Annotated in this window: 11 protein-coding genes; 2 read left to right on the plus strand and 9 right to left on the minus strand. The window is 69.4% G+C overall.

Going from position 1 to position 17,492, the window contains the following annotated elements:
* Positions 1-154 precede the first annotated feature (154 nt).
* Entirely contained in the window at positions 155-5,287 is a 5,133-nt protein-coding gene (locus tag ToN1_RS12040; protein ID WP_169207023.1) for an alpha-2-macroglobulin family protein, read from the plus strand.
* Entirely contained in the window at positions 5,284-7,581 is a 2,298-nt protein-coding gene (pbpC, locus tag ToN1_RS12045; RefSeq protein ID WP_169207022.1) for a penicillin-binding protein 1C, read from the plus strand. The genes ToN1_RS12040 and pbpC overlap by 4 nt, the downstream gene beginning before the upstream one ends.
* Positions 7,582-7,588: 7 nt before the next feature.
* Here the strand turns inward: pbpC and ToN1_RS12050 are convergent, their stop codons facing one another.
* From ToN1_RS12050 to ToN1_RS12090, 9 genes are all read right to left on the minus strand, one after another.
* The gene (locus ToN1_RS12050; protein ID WP_169207021.1) at positions 7,589-8,839 is read right to left on the minus strand and encodes an HD-GYP domain-containing protein; all 1,251 of its coding nucleotides are present in this window, start codon (positions 8,837-8,839) and stop codon (positions 7,589-7,591) included.
* Between the two features lie 119 nt (positions 8,840-8,958).
* Entirely contained in the window at positions 8,959-9,459 is a 501-nt protein-coding gene (gene tpx, locus ToN1_RS12055; protein WP_169207020.1) for a thiol peroxidase, read from the minus strand.
* A gap of 163 nt (positions 9,460-9,622) precedes the next feature.
* The gene (locus tag ToN1_RS12060; protein ID WP_169207019.1) at positions 9,623-10,636 is read right to left on the minus strand and encodes a formate dehydrogenase subunit gamma; all 1,014 of its coding nucleotides are present in this window, start codon (positions 10,634-10,636) and stop codon (positions 9,623-9,625) included.
* A gap of 11 nt (positions 10,637-10,647) precedes the next feature.
* Complete coding sequence (locus ToN1_RS12065; RefSeq protein WP_169207018.1) at positions 10,648-10,872, minus strand: hypothetical protein; 225 nt, start codon at positions 10,870-10,872, stop codon at positions 10,648-10,650.
* Positions 10,869-11,474, minus strand: a complete 606-nt coding sequence (fdh3B, locus tag ToN1_RS12070; RefSeq protein WP_169207017.1) for a formate dehydrogenase FDH3 subunit beta — start codon at positions 11,472-11,474, stop codon at positions 10,869-10,871. Before fdh3B ends, ToN1_RS12065 begins: the two co-directional genes overlap by 4 nt.
* 11 nt (positions 11,475-11,485) lie before the next feature.
* Positions 11,486-14,392, minus strand: coding sequence for a molybdopterin-dependent oxidoreductase (locus ToN1_RS12075; RefSeq protein ID WP_169207016.1), 2,907 nt, complete (start codon positions 14,390-14,392; stop codon positions 11,486-11,488).
* A 14-nt stretch (positions 14,393-14,406) separates the two neighbouring features.
* Positions 14,407-14,613: a hypothetical protein gene (locus ToN1_RS12080; protein WP_169207015.1), complete on the minus strand. Its 207-nt coding sequence runs from the start codon at positions 14,611-14,613 to the stop codon at positions 14,407-14,409.
* A gap of 52 nt (positions 14,614-14,665) precedes the next feature.
* Positions 14,666-15,310, minus strand: coding sequence for a TorD/DmsD family molecular chaperone (locus ToN1_RS12085; RefSeq protein ID WP_169207014.1), 645 nt, complete (start codon positions 15,308-15,310; stop codon positions 14,666-14,668).
* The gene (locus tag ToN1_RS12090) at positions 15,307-17,364 is read right to left on the minus strand and encodes a 4Fe-4S binding protein (protein WP_169207013.1); all 2,058 of its coding nucleotides are present in this window, start codon (positions 17,362-17,364) and stop codon (positions 15,307-15,309) included. The genes ToN1_RS12085 and ToN1_RS12090 overlap by 4 nt, the downstream gene beginning before the upstream one ends.
* Positions 17,365-17,492: the final 128 nt, after the last annotated feature.

The following is a 17,492-nucleotide window of genomic DNA, read 5'->3' on the forward strand; positions in this document are numbered from 1 at the left end:
GCACGGCAGTCTGACCGCGGGAAGCGGTACCAGCCGCTCCCACAGGAAAGCCCGGTCCAGCCGATCGCGCGATTGCCCTGACGGTCCCTTCCGGCCCGGGGCGCTTCCCGCGCTCCTCGGTTACAATTCCGACCGCATATAACGGGGGAATGGCATGCGGTTCGGAAAGGCTGGTTCAAGGGGATTCGGCGTTGCGCCGATCGCGCTCGTCGTCGTTCTGGTGGCGGCGCTTGGCGGCTACTTCCTCGCGACGCGCGAGGAGACCGAAACCGGCAGCGTGCCCTTCGAACTCGTGGACGGCGCCCCGCGCGACCTCGACGGATCGCCGGCCCTCGCGCTGTCGTTCAGCCTGCCGCTCGACGCCCGCGGCGATCACGACAAGTTTCTCCAGGTGCTGGAGATGCCCTCTCCCGGCCACGCTGCGGAAGGTTCGTCGGCGGGCGTGCACTATGAAGACGAGGAAGACGGCAGCACGACCTCCGCGGTCAGCAACGCGAGCAGCCGCGAGGCGGCCGACACGGCGACCGAGGGCGGCAAGCCGGTCGCCGGCGCCTGGGTCGTCGGCGAGAACCCGCGGCTGCTGTTCTTCCCGCACGTCAAGCCGCAGACCCGCTACGTCGTGCGCGTGATGACCGGTCTGCCGGCGAAGAACGGCAGCAAGCTCGACGCGGAGGCGCGCTTCTCCATCCGCATGGGCACGGTCGCCCCGGCCTTCTACTTCGCCAGCCGCGGCATGGTCCTGCCCGCCGGGCAGAATGGCGGCCTGCCGGTCACCACCGTGAACGTGCCCGAGGTCGACATCCAGTTCCTCAAGGTCAAGCCGGAGCGCCTGTCGGAATTCCTCGACCAGGTCGTGGCCGGCCAGGCAACCCGCGATGCGTCCGCCGACACCGAGGACGGCGACTCCTACGACGAGGACGCGTACTACTATGGCGACGCGCGCACGCGGCTCAAGGGCGCCGTCGACGGCTGGCAGCTCGACCAGCTGCACCGTCTCACGACCAGCGCCTTCATCGGCCGCTTCGTCACCGAGCAGAAGCCCGACCGCCGCCGCGTGACCTTCATTCCGGTCGAGGACATCCCGGCGCTGCGCGAACCCGGCGTGTACGTCGCGGTGATGTCGCAGCCGAACCGCTTCCGCCACGAGTTCCAGACCACCTATTTCTACGTCAGCGATCTCGGCCTGCACGTGCGCCAGTACGCCGCCGGCGCCGACGCCTGGGTGAGTTCGCTCGCCAGCGGCAAGGCCGTAAGCGGCGCCGAGCTGAGCTGGATCGACGGCGAGGGCAAGACCCTGGCGCGCGGCGAGACCGACGGCGACGGACGGGCGCAATTCGCCGAACGCCCGAAGGGCGCGCGCGTGCTGACGGCACGCAAGGGCGAGCACCTGTCGCTGATCGCCCTGAAGGAACCGGCGCTCGACCTCGGCGAATTCGATATCGGCGGCACGCCCTTCGTCCCGGTGCGCCTGTTCGCCTACAGCGGACGCAACCTGTACCGTCCGGGCGAACGCTTCGACGTGTCGGTGATCGCACGCGATGCCGACGGCCGCCCCGTGCCGCCGCAGCCGATCCAGGCCGCGCTGCGCCGACCGGACGGCAAGCTGCAATGGACCCGCACGTGGAAGCCGCAGGAACTCGACCCCGGCTACTACACGCAGGCGATCGAACTGCCGGTCGACGCCGCGACCGGCTCGTGGGCGCTCGAACTGCGCACCGACCCGGCGGCCAGCACGACCGCGGCGGTGATGCGTTTCGGCGCCGAGGAATTCCTGCCCGAGCGCATGAAGCTCGAGCTCACGAGCAGCGCGGACAGTCTCGCCGACGACGCGAGCTGGCGCATCGACGTGAGCGGGCGCTACCTTTACGGCGCCCCCGCGGCGGGCAATAGCCTGGTCGGCGTCGTCAACACCGAGCGCAACCGCAATCCGCTGGCGCAGAAACTGCCCGGCTTCGTGTTCGGCGATGCGGACGAGGACACAGTCAAGTCGCGCACCGAGCTGCCGGAGAATGCGCTCGACGACAATGGCAAGGCGCATATCGAAGTGGATCTCGAGCCGGTCGCGGGGCGGCGCTCGCCCTTCACCGTGCGTGCCACCATCGGCCTGCTGGAGAGCGGCGGCCGGCCGGTGATCCGCAGCATCGAGCGCGTGCATTGGCCCGCACCGGTGCTGGTCGGCGTGCGCCCGCTGTTCGTCGGCGCCTACGCACGCGAAGGCGCCACGGCGGAGTTCGAAGTGGTACGGGCCGATACAGCCGGCACCCTCGCGGCGGGCACCGCACTTCCGGTGCGGCTGTTCCGCGAGAACCGTAACTATTACTGGCGCTTCGACGACCAGCGCGGCTGGAACTCGGGCTTCACCGAGACCGACGAGCTGGTCATGACGACGCAGGTTTCCATGCCCGCCGGCGGCCGCGGCAAGCTCGCGCTGCCGGTCAAGTACGGCCGTTACCGGCTGGAAATCCTCGACCCCGAGACGCAGCAGACCGCACGCTACCGCTTCTACGCGGGCTGGAGCGCACAGGACGACGAAACGCGGGGTGTGCGCCCCGACCTCGTCGCACTGAAGCTCGACAAGGCGGCCTACGCGGACGGCGACACGGCGCGCCTGACCATCGCGCCGCCCCACGCCGGCGAGGCGCTCGTGACCGTCGAGGGCAACAGGACGCTGTGGGTGCGTCGGCTCTCGGTCGGCGCCGACGGCACGACGATCGACATCCCCGTCGACAAGGAATGGAAGCGCCACGACTTATACGTGTCGGTGATGGTGCTGCGCCCGGGCAGCAGCGGCGAGATGATCACGCCGGCACGCGCGCTCGGCCTGATCCACCTGCCGCTCGATCGCAGCACGCGCAAGCTCGACGTCGCGCTCGAAGCGCCGCAAAAGATGAAACCCGAACAGCCGCTGAAGGTGCGCGTGAAGGTACCCGAGGCTAAGGGCCAGAAAGCCATGGTCACGCTGTCCGCGGTCGATGCCGGCATCCTCAACATTACCGCGTTCAAGAGCCCCGACCCGTTCGCCTTCTTCTTCGCCAGGCTGCGCTACGGCGCCGACGCGCACGACGTGTACGGGCGCTTGATCGAGAAGATGGCCGGCGACAAGGGACGGCTCAAGTTCGGCGGCGACGCCGCGCCCAAGCCGACCAAGAGCCTGCCGAAGAAGGTGCGCCTGGTCGATATCTTCAGCGGCCCGGTGGCGCTCGACGACCAGGGCGAGGCCGAGATCTCGCTGCCGGTGCCGGACTTCAACGGCAGCCTGCGCCTGATGGCCGTCGCGACCAGCGGCGAGCGCTTCGGCATGCAGGAGGCCGAGGTCGTCGTCGCCGCGCCGCTCGTCGTCGAACTCGCGACCCCGCGCTTCCTGTCGGTCGGCGACAGCGCGGTGCTCGCACTCGACGTGCAGAACCTCTCCGGCGCCGCCCAGGACGTGCGCATCAGCGTGACGAACGGCGACGGCCTCGAAATCCGCGCGGGCGAGCAGCGGATCGCGCTCAAGGACCAGCAGAAGCGCATCCTGCGCATCCCCATCGAGGCGGGATCGGCGCTGGGGCTCACCGAGCTGCGCGTGCAGGTCGAGAGCGACGCGGCGAAGCTCGACCGCAGCTTCCCGCTGCAGGTGCAGGCGCCGACACCGCGCCAGTCGGTGCTGAAACGCGTCGCGCTCGCGCCGGGCGAAACGGTGGAAGTGCGCGACGCGGAACTGGGCGGATTCCTGAAGCCCAGCGTCGCGGCGACCCTGGCGGTATCCGACAAGGCGCCGATCGACGTGCGCAATGCCGTGCGCGGCCTGCTGACCTACCCCTACGGCTGCACCGAACAGACGACGAGCACCGCTTACCCGCACGTGTTCATCGACGAGGCGGCCGCGAAGCAGTTCGGCCTCAAGCCCTACACGCCGGCGCAGCGCGCCGAGATGCTGGAGAAGGCGATCGGGCGGCTGGCCGGGATGCAGGCGCCCAACGGCGGCTTCAGCCTGTGGGGCAACGTCGGCAACTACGAGTACTGGTTGTCGGCCTACGTCACGAACTTCCTGCTCGACGCACGCGAACAGGGCTTCAACGTCCCGGCCGAGATGGAGAAGCGCGCCGTCGAATTCCTGCTCAAGGGCCTGCAGGAGGGTGTCGCCGGCCTGCCGCGCGAAGCGGTGAAGTACAGTGCGGATTCGGTATGGACCGACCACCGCTACGCCGGTTCGGGCCGCTTCGCGGTGCTCGCCTACGGCGCCTACGTGCTCGCGCGCCAGGGCAAGGCGCCGCTCGCGACGCTGCGCCAGCTGCACGAATCGCAGGCCGCGGCGCACTCCGGACTCGGGCTGGTGCAGCTCGGGATCGCGCTGAAGCTCATGGGCGACGAGGCGCGCGCGACGAGCGCGCTCGAGGCCGGCATGCGCAAGAACCGGCCGGACAACTACTGGTGGGGCGACTACGGCAGCAACCTGCGCGACTGGGCGCTGATGTACGTGCTGCTCGAGAAGCACGGCCTCAAACCGGAAGGGCGCGAGAACCTCGTGAACCTCGTCGCCGCCGAACTGGACCGCGGCCGCGATTACCACAGCACCCAGGAGAAGCTCGCACTGTTCCTGCTCGGGCGCAGCTTCGTCACCGGAGAAGGCGGCCGCTGGACGGCCGACGCCGCCAGCGCCGGCAGCACGCAGGCGATCGGCGGCAAGGGCACGCAGTTCCTGTCCCTGTCCGCCGAGGACGTCGCCGGCGGCGTACGCCTCACCAACACCCATCAGGAAAGGCTCTTCGCCGAACTCAATCTCGCGGGCAACCCCGCGACGATGCCCGCGGCGCGGCGCGATGCCTTCGACCTCAGGCGCGAGTGGTACACGCCGGACGGCCAACCGCTCGGCAAGCGGCCGCTGCGCGTCGGCGAGACGCTGATCGTGCGCCTGCGCGTGCTCACCGCCGGCCGCCACAGCAACGGCCTGGTCGTCGATTACGTGCCGGCGGGGGTCGAGATCGAGAACGCCAACATCGTGCAGGGCGAGCAGTCGGCGATCAGCATCGCCGGCATCGACCCGCGCCAGGCGATGCAGGACGCCGCGATCCAGCACGTCGAGTTCCGCGACGACCGCTTCGTCGTTGCCGCGAAACTGCGGGGCGAGATGAACTTCTTCTATCGCGTGCGCGTTGTCACGCCGGGACGCTTCGTCGTGCCGCCGACCTACGCGGAGGACATGTACCAGCCCTACATCTACGGCCTGGCCGGGGGCGATGAAACGCTGCAGATCACCGACGGAAGTCATGGCGGAGGCAGCGACGGGGCCGACGGCGGGCAATGAGCCGCCGCCTGCGCCTCGCGCTCGCCGCGGCGCTGACGCTGCTGCTCGTCGCCGACCAGCTCTTCCCGCCGCCCCTGCCGGGGCGCGCGGCGCCGCATGCCCAAGTGGTGCTGGCGCGCGACGGCACCCCCTTGCGCGCCTTCCCCGACCGCACGCACATCTGGCGCCATCCCGTCCGCCAGGACGAGGTGTCGCCGCGCTACCTCGAGGCGCTGATCTCCTACGAGGACCGTTTCTTCCGCTGGCATCCCGGCGTGAATCCGCTCGCGCTGTTGCGCGCTGCGGGGCAGTGGGCGACGAGCGGCCGCGTCGTGTCGGGCGGCTCCACGCTGACGATGCAGGTCGCACGCATCCTCGATCCGACCCCGCGCACGCTACGCGGCAAGCTGCGCCAGATGGTGCGCGCGCTGCAGCTGGAACTGCGCCTGTCCAAGCGCGAGATCCTCGAGCTCTACCTCGGCTACGCGCCGATGGGCGGCGTGCTGGAGGGCGTCGAGGCGGCCAGCCGCGCCTATCTCGGCAAGCCCGCGGCGCGCCTCACGGAAGCGGAGGCCGCGCTGCTGACGGTGCTGCCGCAGGCCCCCTCGCTGCTGCGGCCGGACCGCTACCCCGAGCGCGCACGGGCTGCGCGCGACAAGGTGCTGGCGCGCATGGCGCGGCACTGGGGCGCGGAACGCGTGCGAGACGCGCGCGAGGAGCCGGTGATCGCGCAGACGGTGCGCGAACCGCTGCTCGCGCCGCTGTTCGCCGAGCGCTTGCGCCGCGAGCATCCTCGCCGGCCGCGCGTGGAGACGACGCTGGACGCGGGCATGCAGGGCATGGTCGAACAGCTGCTCGCGTCGCGGCTGTCGGTGCTGCCGCCACGCGTGTCGATGGCCGCACTGGTGGTCGACAACGCGACGCTGGAAGTGCTCGCCTACGCGGGCTCGGCCGACTTCGGCGACGAGAGCCGCTTCTCGCATGTGGACATGGTGCGCGCGACGCGCTCGCCCGGCTCGACGCTGAAGCCCTTCCTCTACGGGCTGGCGCTCGACGAGGGCCTAATCCATTCGGAATCGCTGCTGGCCGACGTGCCGCAGTCCTTCGCGGGCTACCAGCCGGGCAACTTCCAGGCAAACTTCAGCGGCCCGGTGAGCGTGTCGCACGCGCTGCAGAAATCGCTGAACGTGCCGGCCGTGGAGGTGCTCGACCGTCTCGGGCCGCAGCGCTTCGTCGCCCAGCTGCGCCGTGGCGGCCTCAGGCTGGAACTGCCGCGCGGCGCCGTCCCCAACCTCAGCGTCATCCTGGGCGGCGCCGCGACGAGCCTGGAAGGCCTGGTCGGAGCGTACTCCTCGTTCGCACGCGGCGGCATTGCCGCCCGCCCGCGCTACACGCGCGACGCACCGCTCGAGGAGACGCGCATGATGAGCGCGGGCGCGGCCTTCATCGTGCGCGACATCCTCGAATCGGGCGGGCCACTCGCGCGCGCGGTCGAAGGCGGCGTCGGCGTACGGCGCGGCATCGCCTTCAAGACCGGCACGAGCTTCGGCTTCCGCGACGCCTGGTCGGTCGGCGTCAGCGACCGCCTGACGGTGGGCGTGTGGGTCGGCCGGCCCGACGGCACGCCCAACCCCGGCTTCTTCGGCGCGAACATCGCCGCGCCGCTGCTGATCGACGTGTTTTCCGCGGTCGACGGCGCGCCGCCCGGGCCGCGCGTTCCGCCCGCGGGCGTTACGCTGGCGAAGATCTGCTGGCCGCTGGGCACCCGTAGCGATGACCTGCCAGCCGGGCTGTGCCACGAGCAGCGCACCGCCTGGATCCTCAACGGCGCCGCACCGCCGACCCTTCCCGACCGCCTGCGCGGCGGCGCGGCGCGCTACACGGATCACCGCGACGCGGACAGCGGCCTGCGGGTGCGTGCCGGCTGCGCCGCCGGCGAGATGCGCGCCGTGGAGATGGCGCGCTGGCCCGCCGCGCTCGAACCGTGGCTGGACAGCGCAACGCGCCAGCACGCGCTGCCCCCCGCATGGGCGCCGGCGTGCAAGGATGCCGTCGCCCCCGAGGCGGGACTGAAGATCGTCGGCGTCAGCGAGGGGGAAACGATACGCCGCGCCGGCACCGGCCCGGCGCCCGAACTTCGGCTCGAAGCGCGCGGCGGGCAGGACGCCCTGACCTGGCTGGTAAACGGCGTGCACGTCGGGCGCGTGGCGGCGGGCCGGACGCTGCTGCGGAAATTCCCCGTCGCGGGCCCGTACCGGATTACCGCGATGGACGACGCGGGCCGCTTCGACAGCGTGGAGATCAGCGTCCGCTAGCGCCGAATCAGCCGTGCGCGCGCTGCGCGAAGTACGCGAGGTTCATGCGCGGATTGAGGTATTCGACGACTTCGCGCGGCAAGGTGCGCGGCTTCAGCACGGCGTCGATCGTGACCTCGTCGGAGTCGACCAGGCTCAGCACTAGCGCGTCGCGCCGCGGCACGCCCGGCTCGTACACCAGCACCGTCGGCTTGAGCGTGTTGCCCGGCGTGACCGCGACGACGATCGCGATCGAGCCGGTCGACAGGCGCACGAAGGAGCCGGGCGGATAGACCCCCAGCTCCTTGATGAAGGCCGACAGCATGAAGGCATCGAAATGCGCCGACTCGCGCGCAAACATCTGCGACAGCGCCTCGGCCGGCGTCATCGCTTCGGCGAGCGAGGGCGGGTTGCACAGATTGTCGTAGCGATTCGCGATCGCGACCATGCGCGCAAGCGGGTTGATGTCTGGACCCTTGCGCCCCGCGGGAAAACCGCTGCCGTCGACGCTCTCGTGGTGGTCGCGGATGATCGCACGCACCGGCGGCACCACGTGCTTGCCGACGATCTGCAGGCCGTATTCGCCATGCAGCCGGTAGAGCGACTCCTCCGGCCGCGTGCGCTCCTTCGCGCGCAGCACGATCGGGCTGATGCGGCTCGCGCCGATGTCGTGCAGCAGCGCGCCCATGCCGGCGGCCTCGAAGACCTCCCGCTTGAGGCCCAGCCCCTTCGCGAGGATCATCGTCAGGATCATCACGTTGAGGGAATGCTGGTGGGTCGCGTCGTCGCGCTTGCGCGAGGCGACCAGCATCACGGTTGCGCCGGCGTCCTCTAGGAAGGTGGAGGCGAGATCCCCGACCATCGCTCCGGCCTGCGCGGTCGCAGCCGCCGGGTCGCGCATGAGGTCGGCGAGGAGGTTTCGGGTCGAGTCCACGCAGCTGCCATAGGCCTTCTCGCAGCTCTGGATGCGTTCGCGGTGCTCCAGCATGCGCGCAACACGCTGGCGCTTGGCCTCGACCTGCGCGGCGTCCTCGGGCTCGTGAACGGCCACCGGCGGCGCGGGCGGGGCACTTCCGGGCTGCAGGGGTTCGGCCTCGGAGCGTGCCGGGTCGTAGGCGATCTTGCGCAGACCCAGTTCGCGCAAGGTCGCGAGCTGCTTCTCGCTGGTGATGCGAAAGGAATTGACCATGAAGGGATGGTCGAGCCAAGGCAGGTCCAGCGACACAAACATGCCGACCTGCAGTTGCTCGATACCGACCTTCGGGAGGGAGTCCGACATCTCGTTACATCGAGCTACGGATGGGGGAACGGCTGTTGCGCCAGCCGGATGCGGGGCGGCGTGCGACCGCACGCGCCCCGCATGATAAACCCATTTGCCTAAATGGGTTCCCGGAACGCCTACTTCAGCGCCGCAAGCGCCGCCGCGTAGTCCGGCTCGTCCTTGATCTCGCCGACGAGCTGCGAATGCAGCACCTTGTTGTCGGCATCGAGCACGACGACGGCACGCGCGGTGACGCCGACGAGCGGGCCGGAGGCAATCTCGACGCCGTAGTCCTTCATGAAGTTGCATCCGCGCATTGTCGACAGCGTGACGACGTTGTCCAGCCCTTCCGCGACGCAGAAGCGCTTGGCGGCGAAGGGCAGGTCGGCGGAGACGACCAGCACGACGGTATCGGCGAGCTTGCCCGCCTCGGCGTTGAACTTGCGCGTCGAGGTCGCGCAGGTGGGCGTGTCGAGGCTGGGAACGATGTTGAGGACCTTGCGCTTGCCGGCGTAGTCGGCGAGCGTCACGTCCTTGAGATCGGCGCCGACCAGCGACAGCGGCGGGACGGTATCGCCCTTCTGCGGGAACTTGCCGGCGACTTCGATCGGATTGCCGCCCAGGGTCACGGTGCTCATCTGCTTGTCTCCTTCGTATGGGTTGGTCCAAAGGCCGGCGGGGCACCGGCTCTATCGGATCAGTCTAGTCGGGATTGCGCAGCAGGGGAACCGCGGCGCCATCAGGGACAAAGCAGGGTGCCGCGGTGGGCCGAAGCCCCCGCGGCGGGCGGGGCGCAGCGGGTCAGGGGTGGCCCGAACGCTCCACCTTGACCTCGTTGTACCAGTGCTCGTGGTGCTCCTTCGCCCAGGTCTCGTCCACGTAGCCGGTCCTCATCGACTGGTAGGCGCCTTCGACGCCTATCGTGCCCATGTAGATATGGCCCAGTGACAGGGCGATCAGGACGATCGCGCCGACGCCGTGGATGATGTTGGCGAGCTGCATGTCCGCGCGCGTCTGGCCGAAGTTGGGGAAATCCATCACGAGGCCGGAGCCGGCGACGATCAGGCCGAGCAAGGTCACGCCGATCCAGAACCAGGTCTTCTCGCCGAAGTTGAAGCGCCCCGAAGGCACGTGCTCGCCGCTGGCGATGCCACCGGCCTTGCGGATCCACACGCTGTCGATCGCGTGCCACACGTTGTCGCGCAGGAAGGTGAGGATCATCAGCACCGTGAACACGCCGAACACCGGCCCGAGATAGTTATGCACGTTCTTGCCGGCCCACAGCAGGCCGCCGAGCGCGGCGTTGCCGAGGATCGGCTCGATGATGTGCTTGCCGAACAGGATGCATACGCCGGTGATGCCCAAGACGACGAAGCTGACCGCGGTGCCCCAATGGACGACGCGCTCGAACAGGCTGAAGCGCTGCATCCTGCGGCCGGTCGGCGCGCCGTGCAGCTTGACCGCGCCCTTCACCGCGTAGAACAGCGCGATCGCGGTCGGCACCACCAGCAGCAGGATGCCGCCGTAGAAGGTGATCGGGCCGTTGCGCCACTGCCGCCAGGTCTGGCCTTCGCTCTGGATCAGCACGCCGGTCTCGGGGCCGCGCACGGTGGTGAAGTGCACCTCGCCCGAGCGCACTTCGCGCCACACCGGCGCGTTGTTGAGCGGTTGCGCCTGCTGGCGCTCGACCTGCGCCGTGGCCGCCCCGGCCGCCGTATCGGCTGCCAGCGCCGGCACACCGGCCAGCGCCAACAGCCACGCCACCAGCGCCAGCAGCCACCCGATGCCGCCACGCCGCCTGAGGATCGAGTTCATGGACGGTCTCCTCATTCAACCCGCTTGTATTCGTTCTGCGTGCGGATGCGGTTGCGCTGGGCCTGTTCCCACGCCCCCTTGTCGCCCTTGAACGTTCCGCCGTCCCACGGCCGCTGGTCGGCCTTGCCGGCATACTCGCCCTGCTCGTACTTGCCGACCTGCGGCCGCTCGCCACAGCCGGCGAGGACGGTTGCCACGACTACGGCGGCGATCACGTACGGAATGCTCGCTTTCATTTCGCCTCCTCCTTGTCCTTGCCGTAGGCGGTCATCCAGCCCCAGGCCTCGACGCCCTTGCCGCGGCGCAGGACGCGGTCGCGGAAGATGTCCGAAATCTCCGAGGAGTCGCCGGCGAGCAGCGCCTTGGTCGAGCACATCTCGGCGCACAGCGGCAGCTTGCCTTCGGCGATGCGGTTGCGTCCGTATTTGTCGAATTCGGCCTGCGAGCCGTTCTCCTCGGGACCGCCGGCGCAGAAGGTGCATTTGTCCATCTTGCCGCGTGCGCCGAAGGCCGCCGGGCCGTTGGGGAACTGTGGCGCGCCGAAGGGGCAGGCGTAGAAGCAGTAGCCACAGCCGATGCAGCCGTCCTTGTCGTGCAGGACGATGCCTTCCTCGGTCTGGTAGATGACGTTGGTCGGGCACACCGCGATGCACGGCGCGTCCGAGCAGTGCATGCACGCGACCGACATCGAACGTTCGCCCGGCACCCCGTCGTTGATGGTGACGACGCGGCGGCGATTCACGCCCCAGGGCACTTCGTGCTCGTTCTTGCAGGCGGTGACGCAGCCGTTGCACTCGATGCAGCGCTCGGCGTCACACAGGAATTTCATGCGTGCCATTTATTTTCTCCTCAGGCCTTGGATACGCGGCACAGGGTGGTCTTGGTTTCCTGCATCATCGTCACGACGTCGTAGCCGTAGGTCGTCGCGGTGTTGACCGCCTCGCCGCGCACGATCGGCGCCGCCCCTTCCGGATAGAACTCGAGCATGTCCTTGCCCTGCCACCAGCCCGAGAAGTGGAAGGGCAGAAACACCGTGCCCGGCGCGACGCGCTGCGTGACCTGGGCGCGCACCTTGAGTTTCGCCTTGGTCGGCGATTCGACCCAGATGTAGTCGCCGTTGCGGAAGCCGGCGTCGTTGGCGTCCTTGGGGTTCACCTCGGCGAACATCTCCTGCTGCAGCTCGGCGAGCCAGGGATTGGAGCGCGTCTCCTCGCCGCCGCCCTCGTACTCCACGAGGCGCCCCGAGGTCATGATCAGCGGATACTCCTTGGAGATGTCCTTGACCTTTTCCTGCAGCGACTTGTACAGCGTCGGCAGGCGCCAGAACTTCATCTTGTCGTCGTGCGTGGGGTACTTCTCGACCAGATCCGGGCGCGGCGAGTAGATCGGCTCGCGGTGCAGCGGCACCGGGTCGGGGAAGTTCCACACCAGCGCGCGCGCCTTGGCGTTGCCGAAGGGGTGCATGCCGTGGTTCTTCATCGCGACGCGGATGATGCCGCCGGAGAGGTCGGTCTTCCAGTTCCTGCCCTCGGCGGCGGCCTTCTCGGTGTCGGTGAGCTCGTCCCACCAGCCGAGTTTCTTCAGCAGCACGTCGTCGAACTCGGGGTAGCCCATCTGCAGCTCGGCGCCCTTGGACGCCGAGCCTTCCTCGGCGAGCAGCGACACGCCGTCCTTCTCGACGCCGAAGTTGGCGCGGAAGTTGCCGCCGCCGTCCATCACGTGCTTGGAGGTGTCGTACAGGTTGGGCGTGCCCGGGTGCTTGAGTTCGGGCGTGCCGTAGCACGGCCACGGCAGGCCGAAGTACTCGCCGTCGCACGGGCCGCCGTTGGCCTTCAGCGTCTTCACGTCGAAGGTGTGCATGTTCTGCATGTGCAGCTTCAGGCGCTCGGGCGACTGGCCGGTGTAGCCGATCGTGAAGGTGCCGCGGTTGATCTCGCGCAGGATGTCCTCGGGCACCGGCTCGTCCCAACCGTCCTTGTCCTTCACCAGCGGGATGTTCTTCACGAGCTCGTCGCCAAAGCCGAACTTCTTCGCGAAGGCGTACATGATCGTCTGGTCGGGCTTGGACTCGAACAGCGGCTCGATGACCTTCTCGCGCCACTGCAGCGAGCGGTTCGACGCGGTGGCCGAGCCGGAAGTCTCGAACTGCGTGCACGCGGGCAGCAGGTACACACCGTCCTTCCTCACCATCGCCGCCATCGACGCGGTCGCCGACGGGTAGGGGTCGATGACGACCAGGGTGTCGAGCTTCTTCATCGCCTCGACCATCTCCGCGCCGCGCGTCTGCGAGTTCGGCGCGTGGCCCCAGTACACCACCGCACGCAGGTTGCCGCCGGGCTGGTCGATGAGTTCCGGGTTCTCGAGCACGCCGTCGATCCAGCGCGACACGGTGATGCCGGACTTGGTCATCAGCTCCTCGGACTTGTAGCGCGCCTTGACCCACTCGTAATCCACGCCCCACACCCTGCACCAGTGTTTCCACGAGCCCGCGGCCAGGCCGTAGTAGCCGGGCAGCGAGTCCGGGTTGGGGCCGACGTCGGTGGCGCCCTGCACATTGTCGTGGCCGCGGAAGATGTTGGTGCCGCCGCCCGCGACGCCGACGTTGCCGAGCGCGAGTTGCAGGATGCACATCGCGCGCACGTTGGCGTTGCCGACGGTGTGCTGGGTCTGACCCATGCACCATACGACGGTCGAGGGTTTGTTCTTCGCCAGCGTCTCGGCGACGGTACGCACCTGCTCCTCGGGGATGCCGGTGACTTCCTGCACCTTGTCGGGCGTCCACTTCGCAACTTCCTCGCGCACCTTGTCGAAGCCGTAGACGCGCTGGCGGATATATTCCTCGTCCTCCCAGCCATTCTGGAAGATGTGGTACAGCAGGCCCCAGATGAAGGGGATGTCGGTGCCCGAGCGCAGGCGCACGTAGTAGTCGGCCTTGGCCGCCGTACGCGTGAAGCGCGGGTCGACGACGATCATCTTGGCGCCGTTCTCCTTGGCATGCAGGATGTGCAGCAGCGACACCGGGTGCGCTTCCGCCGCGTTGGAGCCGATGAACATCATCGCCTTCGCGTTCTGCATGTCGTTGTAGGAGTTCGTCATCGCGCCGTAGCCCCAGGTGTTGGCGACGCCGGCGACGGTGGTCGAGTGGCAGATACGCGCCTGGTGGTCCATGTTGTTCGTGCCGAAGAAGGACACGAACTTGCGCATCAGGTAGGACTGCTCGTTGCTGTGCTTCGACGAGCCGATCCAGTACACGGCGTCGGGGCCGGATTCCTCGCGGATCTTCAGCAGGCGGTCGCCCACTTCCTGGATCGCCTGCTCCCAGGTGATCTTCTGGTACTTGCCGTCGACCAGCTTCATCGGGTACTTCAGGCGGTGCTCGCCGTGGCCATGCTCGCGGATCGACGCGCCCTTGGCGCAGTGCGCGCCGAGGTTGATCGGCGAATCGAACACCGGCTCCTGGCGGATCCACACGCCGTTCTTGACCACCGCGTCGATCGCGCAGCCCACCGAACAGTGCGTGCACACGGTGCGGCGCACGCTCGCGTCGCCCGCGGCGCCTGCCGCTTCGGGGCTGGCCGCGTCGGCGCTGCCGATCAGGTTGTAGGGCAGCTGCGCCGCCAGCGCGCCGGCGCCCACGCCGAGGCCCGAGCGCTTGAGGAAGGTGCGCCGGTCCATGGTCTGGCCGAAGTGCCGCGCCGCCGAGCTGCGCAGCTGACGGGCGGCGCCCGTCGCCTGGGTGGATTTCCTCGTGAGCATCGCCTGTCCCCCGCCTAGATGCGCGCAGTGCGGTAGTAATTGCGGGCGTGCTCGCTGACGCCACGCTCCGTCCCGGTTTCGCCCGCCGCCGGTGCCGACGGCGCTGCGACCGCGGCCGGCTTGCCGGCGACCGTCGCGACGGCCGCCGCGGCTGCGGCGCCGCCGGCGCCCAGTGTCAGCAGGAAATGACGGCGCTGCAGGCCGGATTTCTTGTCTTCCATGGTCCTTCTCCCGTATCGGATCACTTGGCCGGCCCAAGGGACCGGGTGCGACCTACTCCATTGCGAAAGCTTCGCTCTCGATGTCGAAAAACACCCGCATCAGCGCACCGGTGCGGGCATAGAACCGTGCCTGCGGCGCCGCGGCGAGCGCGTCGGCGAGACGCACGTACCAGGGCTGCAGATGACGGACGAAAAAGCGCCGCTGCCGCGCAAGGCCGGCCTCGTCGGGGCCGGTGAGCACGAGGTGACGCATGACCTCGGCGAGCGCGGCGATGTGATCCTCGGTCTCGGCCACCCCCGGGCGGCGCGCGAGGCCCAGCTCGGCAAGGTCGTCGCGCAGTTCGGCGAGCGGCTCCTCCATGAGGAAGCCGGCGAGATAGAAGGAGCCGAAGAGCATCACCTCGGGCCGGCCGACGCCGTAGAACAGGGTGTGGTATTCGTCATGCAGGCCCCTCGCGTCGCTGTCCGCGGCGACCTCGCCGAGCCCGGCCCAGGCGACCGCGAACGGCGTGTCGCCGCTGCCGAGCACGCGCGCGGAGGCGACCAGCGCAGCGAGCAGCGGCGCTTCGGGCGCACCGAAGAACAGGTTGCCCAGCAGCGCGTAATGGTGCGCGCGCGCCCGGTCCTCGTCGGTGAGCACCGGGACGTCGCCGGGCAGCGGGTGCTGCGGCTGGAAGATCGTGGCAGGTGCGTTCATTCGGTCATGTTCCAGGCTTTGGCGCCGTTCTCGTTTTCCATCAGGTCGATCACGCGGCAGTCGGCGCACATGTGCAGGCGCCGTCGCTGCGCCTCGCTGGCGAACATCGAATGGCCGGCAAGGCGCGCGAACATCGCGTCGATCATCGGCTTGGCGCCCATCGCCGTGCCACAGCGCACGCAGTGGAAGATCTCGGCTTCCTTCAGCGGCACCACGCGGCGCGCCGCGTCGTCGAGCCGCAGGCGCGGCGTGAGCGCGACGGCGCTCTCCGGACAGGCGTTTGCGCACAGCCCGCACTGCACGCAGCTCTTCTCGAGGAAGCCGAGGCGCATCGCGTCAGCGGCGGCGCTGAGCGCCCCGGTCGGACAGGCACCGACGCAGGCCATGCACAGCGTGCAGGCGTCGCTGACGGCGACGGCACCGAAGGGGGCGCCGGCCTTCAGCGCGATCTCAGTGACCGGCGCGGGCGCGACCGCGTGCAGGTGGCGCAGCGCGAGGTCCAGCGTGTCGCGCTTCCTCGGCACGAGGCGAAAGCTCGCCGGGCGGCTCACGCCCTGCGCGGGCGACCAGTCCCACGATGCCGCCTCGAGGGCCGGCCAGTCCTCGGCCTCGATCACGCGCAGGTGCTCGCCGGCGTAGCCCAGCCCGGCGAGGATGGTCTGCGCATGGGCGGCCTGCGCCCACAGCGGCGCCGCGTCGTGCGTGCCCGCCGCCAGCACGGCGACCTGGCAGGCCCCGAGCGCGAGGCTGCCGAGCATCAGGTCGAGGCCCGCCGCATCGGCGCTCCAGAGCTCGAGCGGAATCACCCGCGCCGGCAGGCCCTTGCCGCGGCGCGCGAGGCGCTCGATCAGCGCGCGGCCGGCCTCGGCCGAATGGAACAGCAGGCAGGCATCCTCACCACCGGCCTCGCGGTAACGCGCGAGCACCGTCTTCACGCGCAGGCCGACGTCCTCGACGCGCGGATACTGCGGCGCGAGCGCGCCGGTCGGGCACACCGTCGAACAGGTGCCGCACCCCTGGCAGAGGTAGGGATCGACGCGCACGGCGTCGCCCGCGGAGGAAATGGCCTCGGCCGCACAGGCCTCGATGCAGTTCGAACAGCCCGCCTTGCGCGAGCGGCTGTGTGCGCACAGCTTGGCGTCGAGCGCGACGTAGCGCGGTTTCTCGAATTCGCCGACGAACTCGTCCAGCGCCTGCACCGCGAGCGCCTGGTCGAGCGGGTCGCGCCCCGGCGCAGCGTAGCCCTGCGGCGGCTCGACGCGCCTGAGCAGCGCTTCCGGCGAGAGGTCCAGCACGAGGTCGAAACGTCCCTCGCGCCGCGTGTCGGTGCGCGCGAAATCGATCGCGCCGACCGTGCCGCAGGCCGCCACGCAAGCGCGGTGCGCGCGACAGCGGGCGGCGTCGACCTGGTAATCCCAGCCGATCGCCCCTTCCGGACAGGCGCGGATGCAGGCGTTGCAGCGTACGCACAGGTCGAGGTCGATCGGGTTCTGCTGCGCCCAGACGGCGTCGAAGGCACCGAGGTGGCCGGAGAGCGTCACCCCCGCACCGGACCACACCGGATAGCGCCGTTCGAGCGGCAACTCGGCGTCGCGGCTCGCGCCGGTGAGCAGCACGGACACCTCGAAGCGCCCCGCCAGGCGCTCGGCCCAGCCCAGCGCCGCGCCGGCCTCGCCGACGATCAGCAGGTTCCTGCCCGCCGCCAGCGTCACCCCGGCGACCGGATCCGGCTCGGGCAGCATCGCCGCGGCGAGCAGCGCCGCCATCTTGGGCGTCGCGCCGCGGCCTTCGGCCGACCAGCCGGCGTTTTCGCGCAGGTTGAAGAAATCGATGCGCACCGCCGGACGCTCCGCCGCCACCTCGGCGAACAGCGCAGCCTCCTGCGTACAGCCGACGAGGACGTCGCCGCACGCGAGCGCAGACTCGAACTCACCGATCTCCCGCCGGCACAGCTCGTGATGGACTTTCAGCGGCCCGGGGATGCCCGCCGCGAGGGCTTTTTCATCGACTGCGAAACTGCGGTTGCAGTCGCACAGCCTGATCTGTCTCGCCACTTGGATGGTCGCCTGCCTGATTGGTGTGATGCAGCCAAGCAGAGGACGTACCAAGGAATCAGTAGAAAAAAGGAGCAGAACTCCTCGATTTACCGTAGAAGAACGCCGCGAACGCCATCAGCCGGGAC

Source organism: Aromatoleum petrolei (genome assembly GCF_017894385.1).
Classification (GTDB): domain Bacteria; phylum Pseudomonadota; class Gammaproteobacteria; order Burkholderiales; family Rhodocyclaceae; genus Aromatoleum; species Aromatoleum petrolei.

Bases quoted from the DNA above. Each gene is read 5' to 3' on its own strand.
- ToN1_RS12080 (WP_169207015.1), bottom strand. From the start codon at position 14,613: ATGGAAGACAAGAAATCCGGCCTGCAGCGCCGTCATTTCCTGCTGACA.
- ToN1_RS12085 (WP_169207014.1), bottom strand. From the start codon at position 15,310: ATGAACGCACCTGCCACGATCTTCCAGCCGCAGCACCCGCTGCCCGGC.
- tpx (WP_169207020.1), bottom strand. From the start codon at position 9,459: ATGAGCACCGTGACCCTGGGCGGCAATCCGATCGAAGTCGCCGGCAAG.
- ToN1_RS12050 (WP_169207021.1), bottom strand. From the start codon at position 8,839: ATGTCGGACTCCCTCCCGAAGGTCGGTATCGAGCAACTGCAGGTCGGC.
- ToN1_RS12060 (WP_169207019.1), bottom strand. From the start codon at position 10,636: ATGAACTCGATCCTCAGGCGGCGTGGCGGCATCGGGTGGCTGCTGGCG.
- pbpC (WP_169207022.1), top strand. From the start codon at position 5,284: ATGAGCCGCCGCCTGCGCCTCGCGCTCGCCGCGGCGCTGACGCTGCTG.
- ToN1_RS12040 (WP_169207023.1), top strand. From the start codon at position 155: ATGCGGTTCGGAAAGGCTGGTTCAAGGGGATTCGGCGTTGCGCCGATC.
- ToN1_RS12065 (WP_169207018.1), bottom strand. From the start codon at position 10,872: ATGAAAGCGAGCATTCCGTACGTGATCGCCGCCGTAGTCGTGGCAACC.
- ToN1_RS12075 (WP_169207016.1), bottom strand. From the start codon at position 14,392: ATGCTCACGAGGAAATCCACCCAGGCGACGGGCGCCGCCCGTCAGCTG.
- fdh3B (WP_169207017.1), bottom strand. From the start codon at position 11,474: ATGGCACGCATGAAATTCCTGTGTGACGCCGAGCGCTGCATCGAGTGC.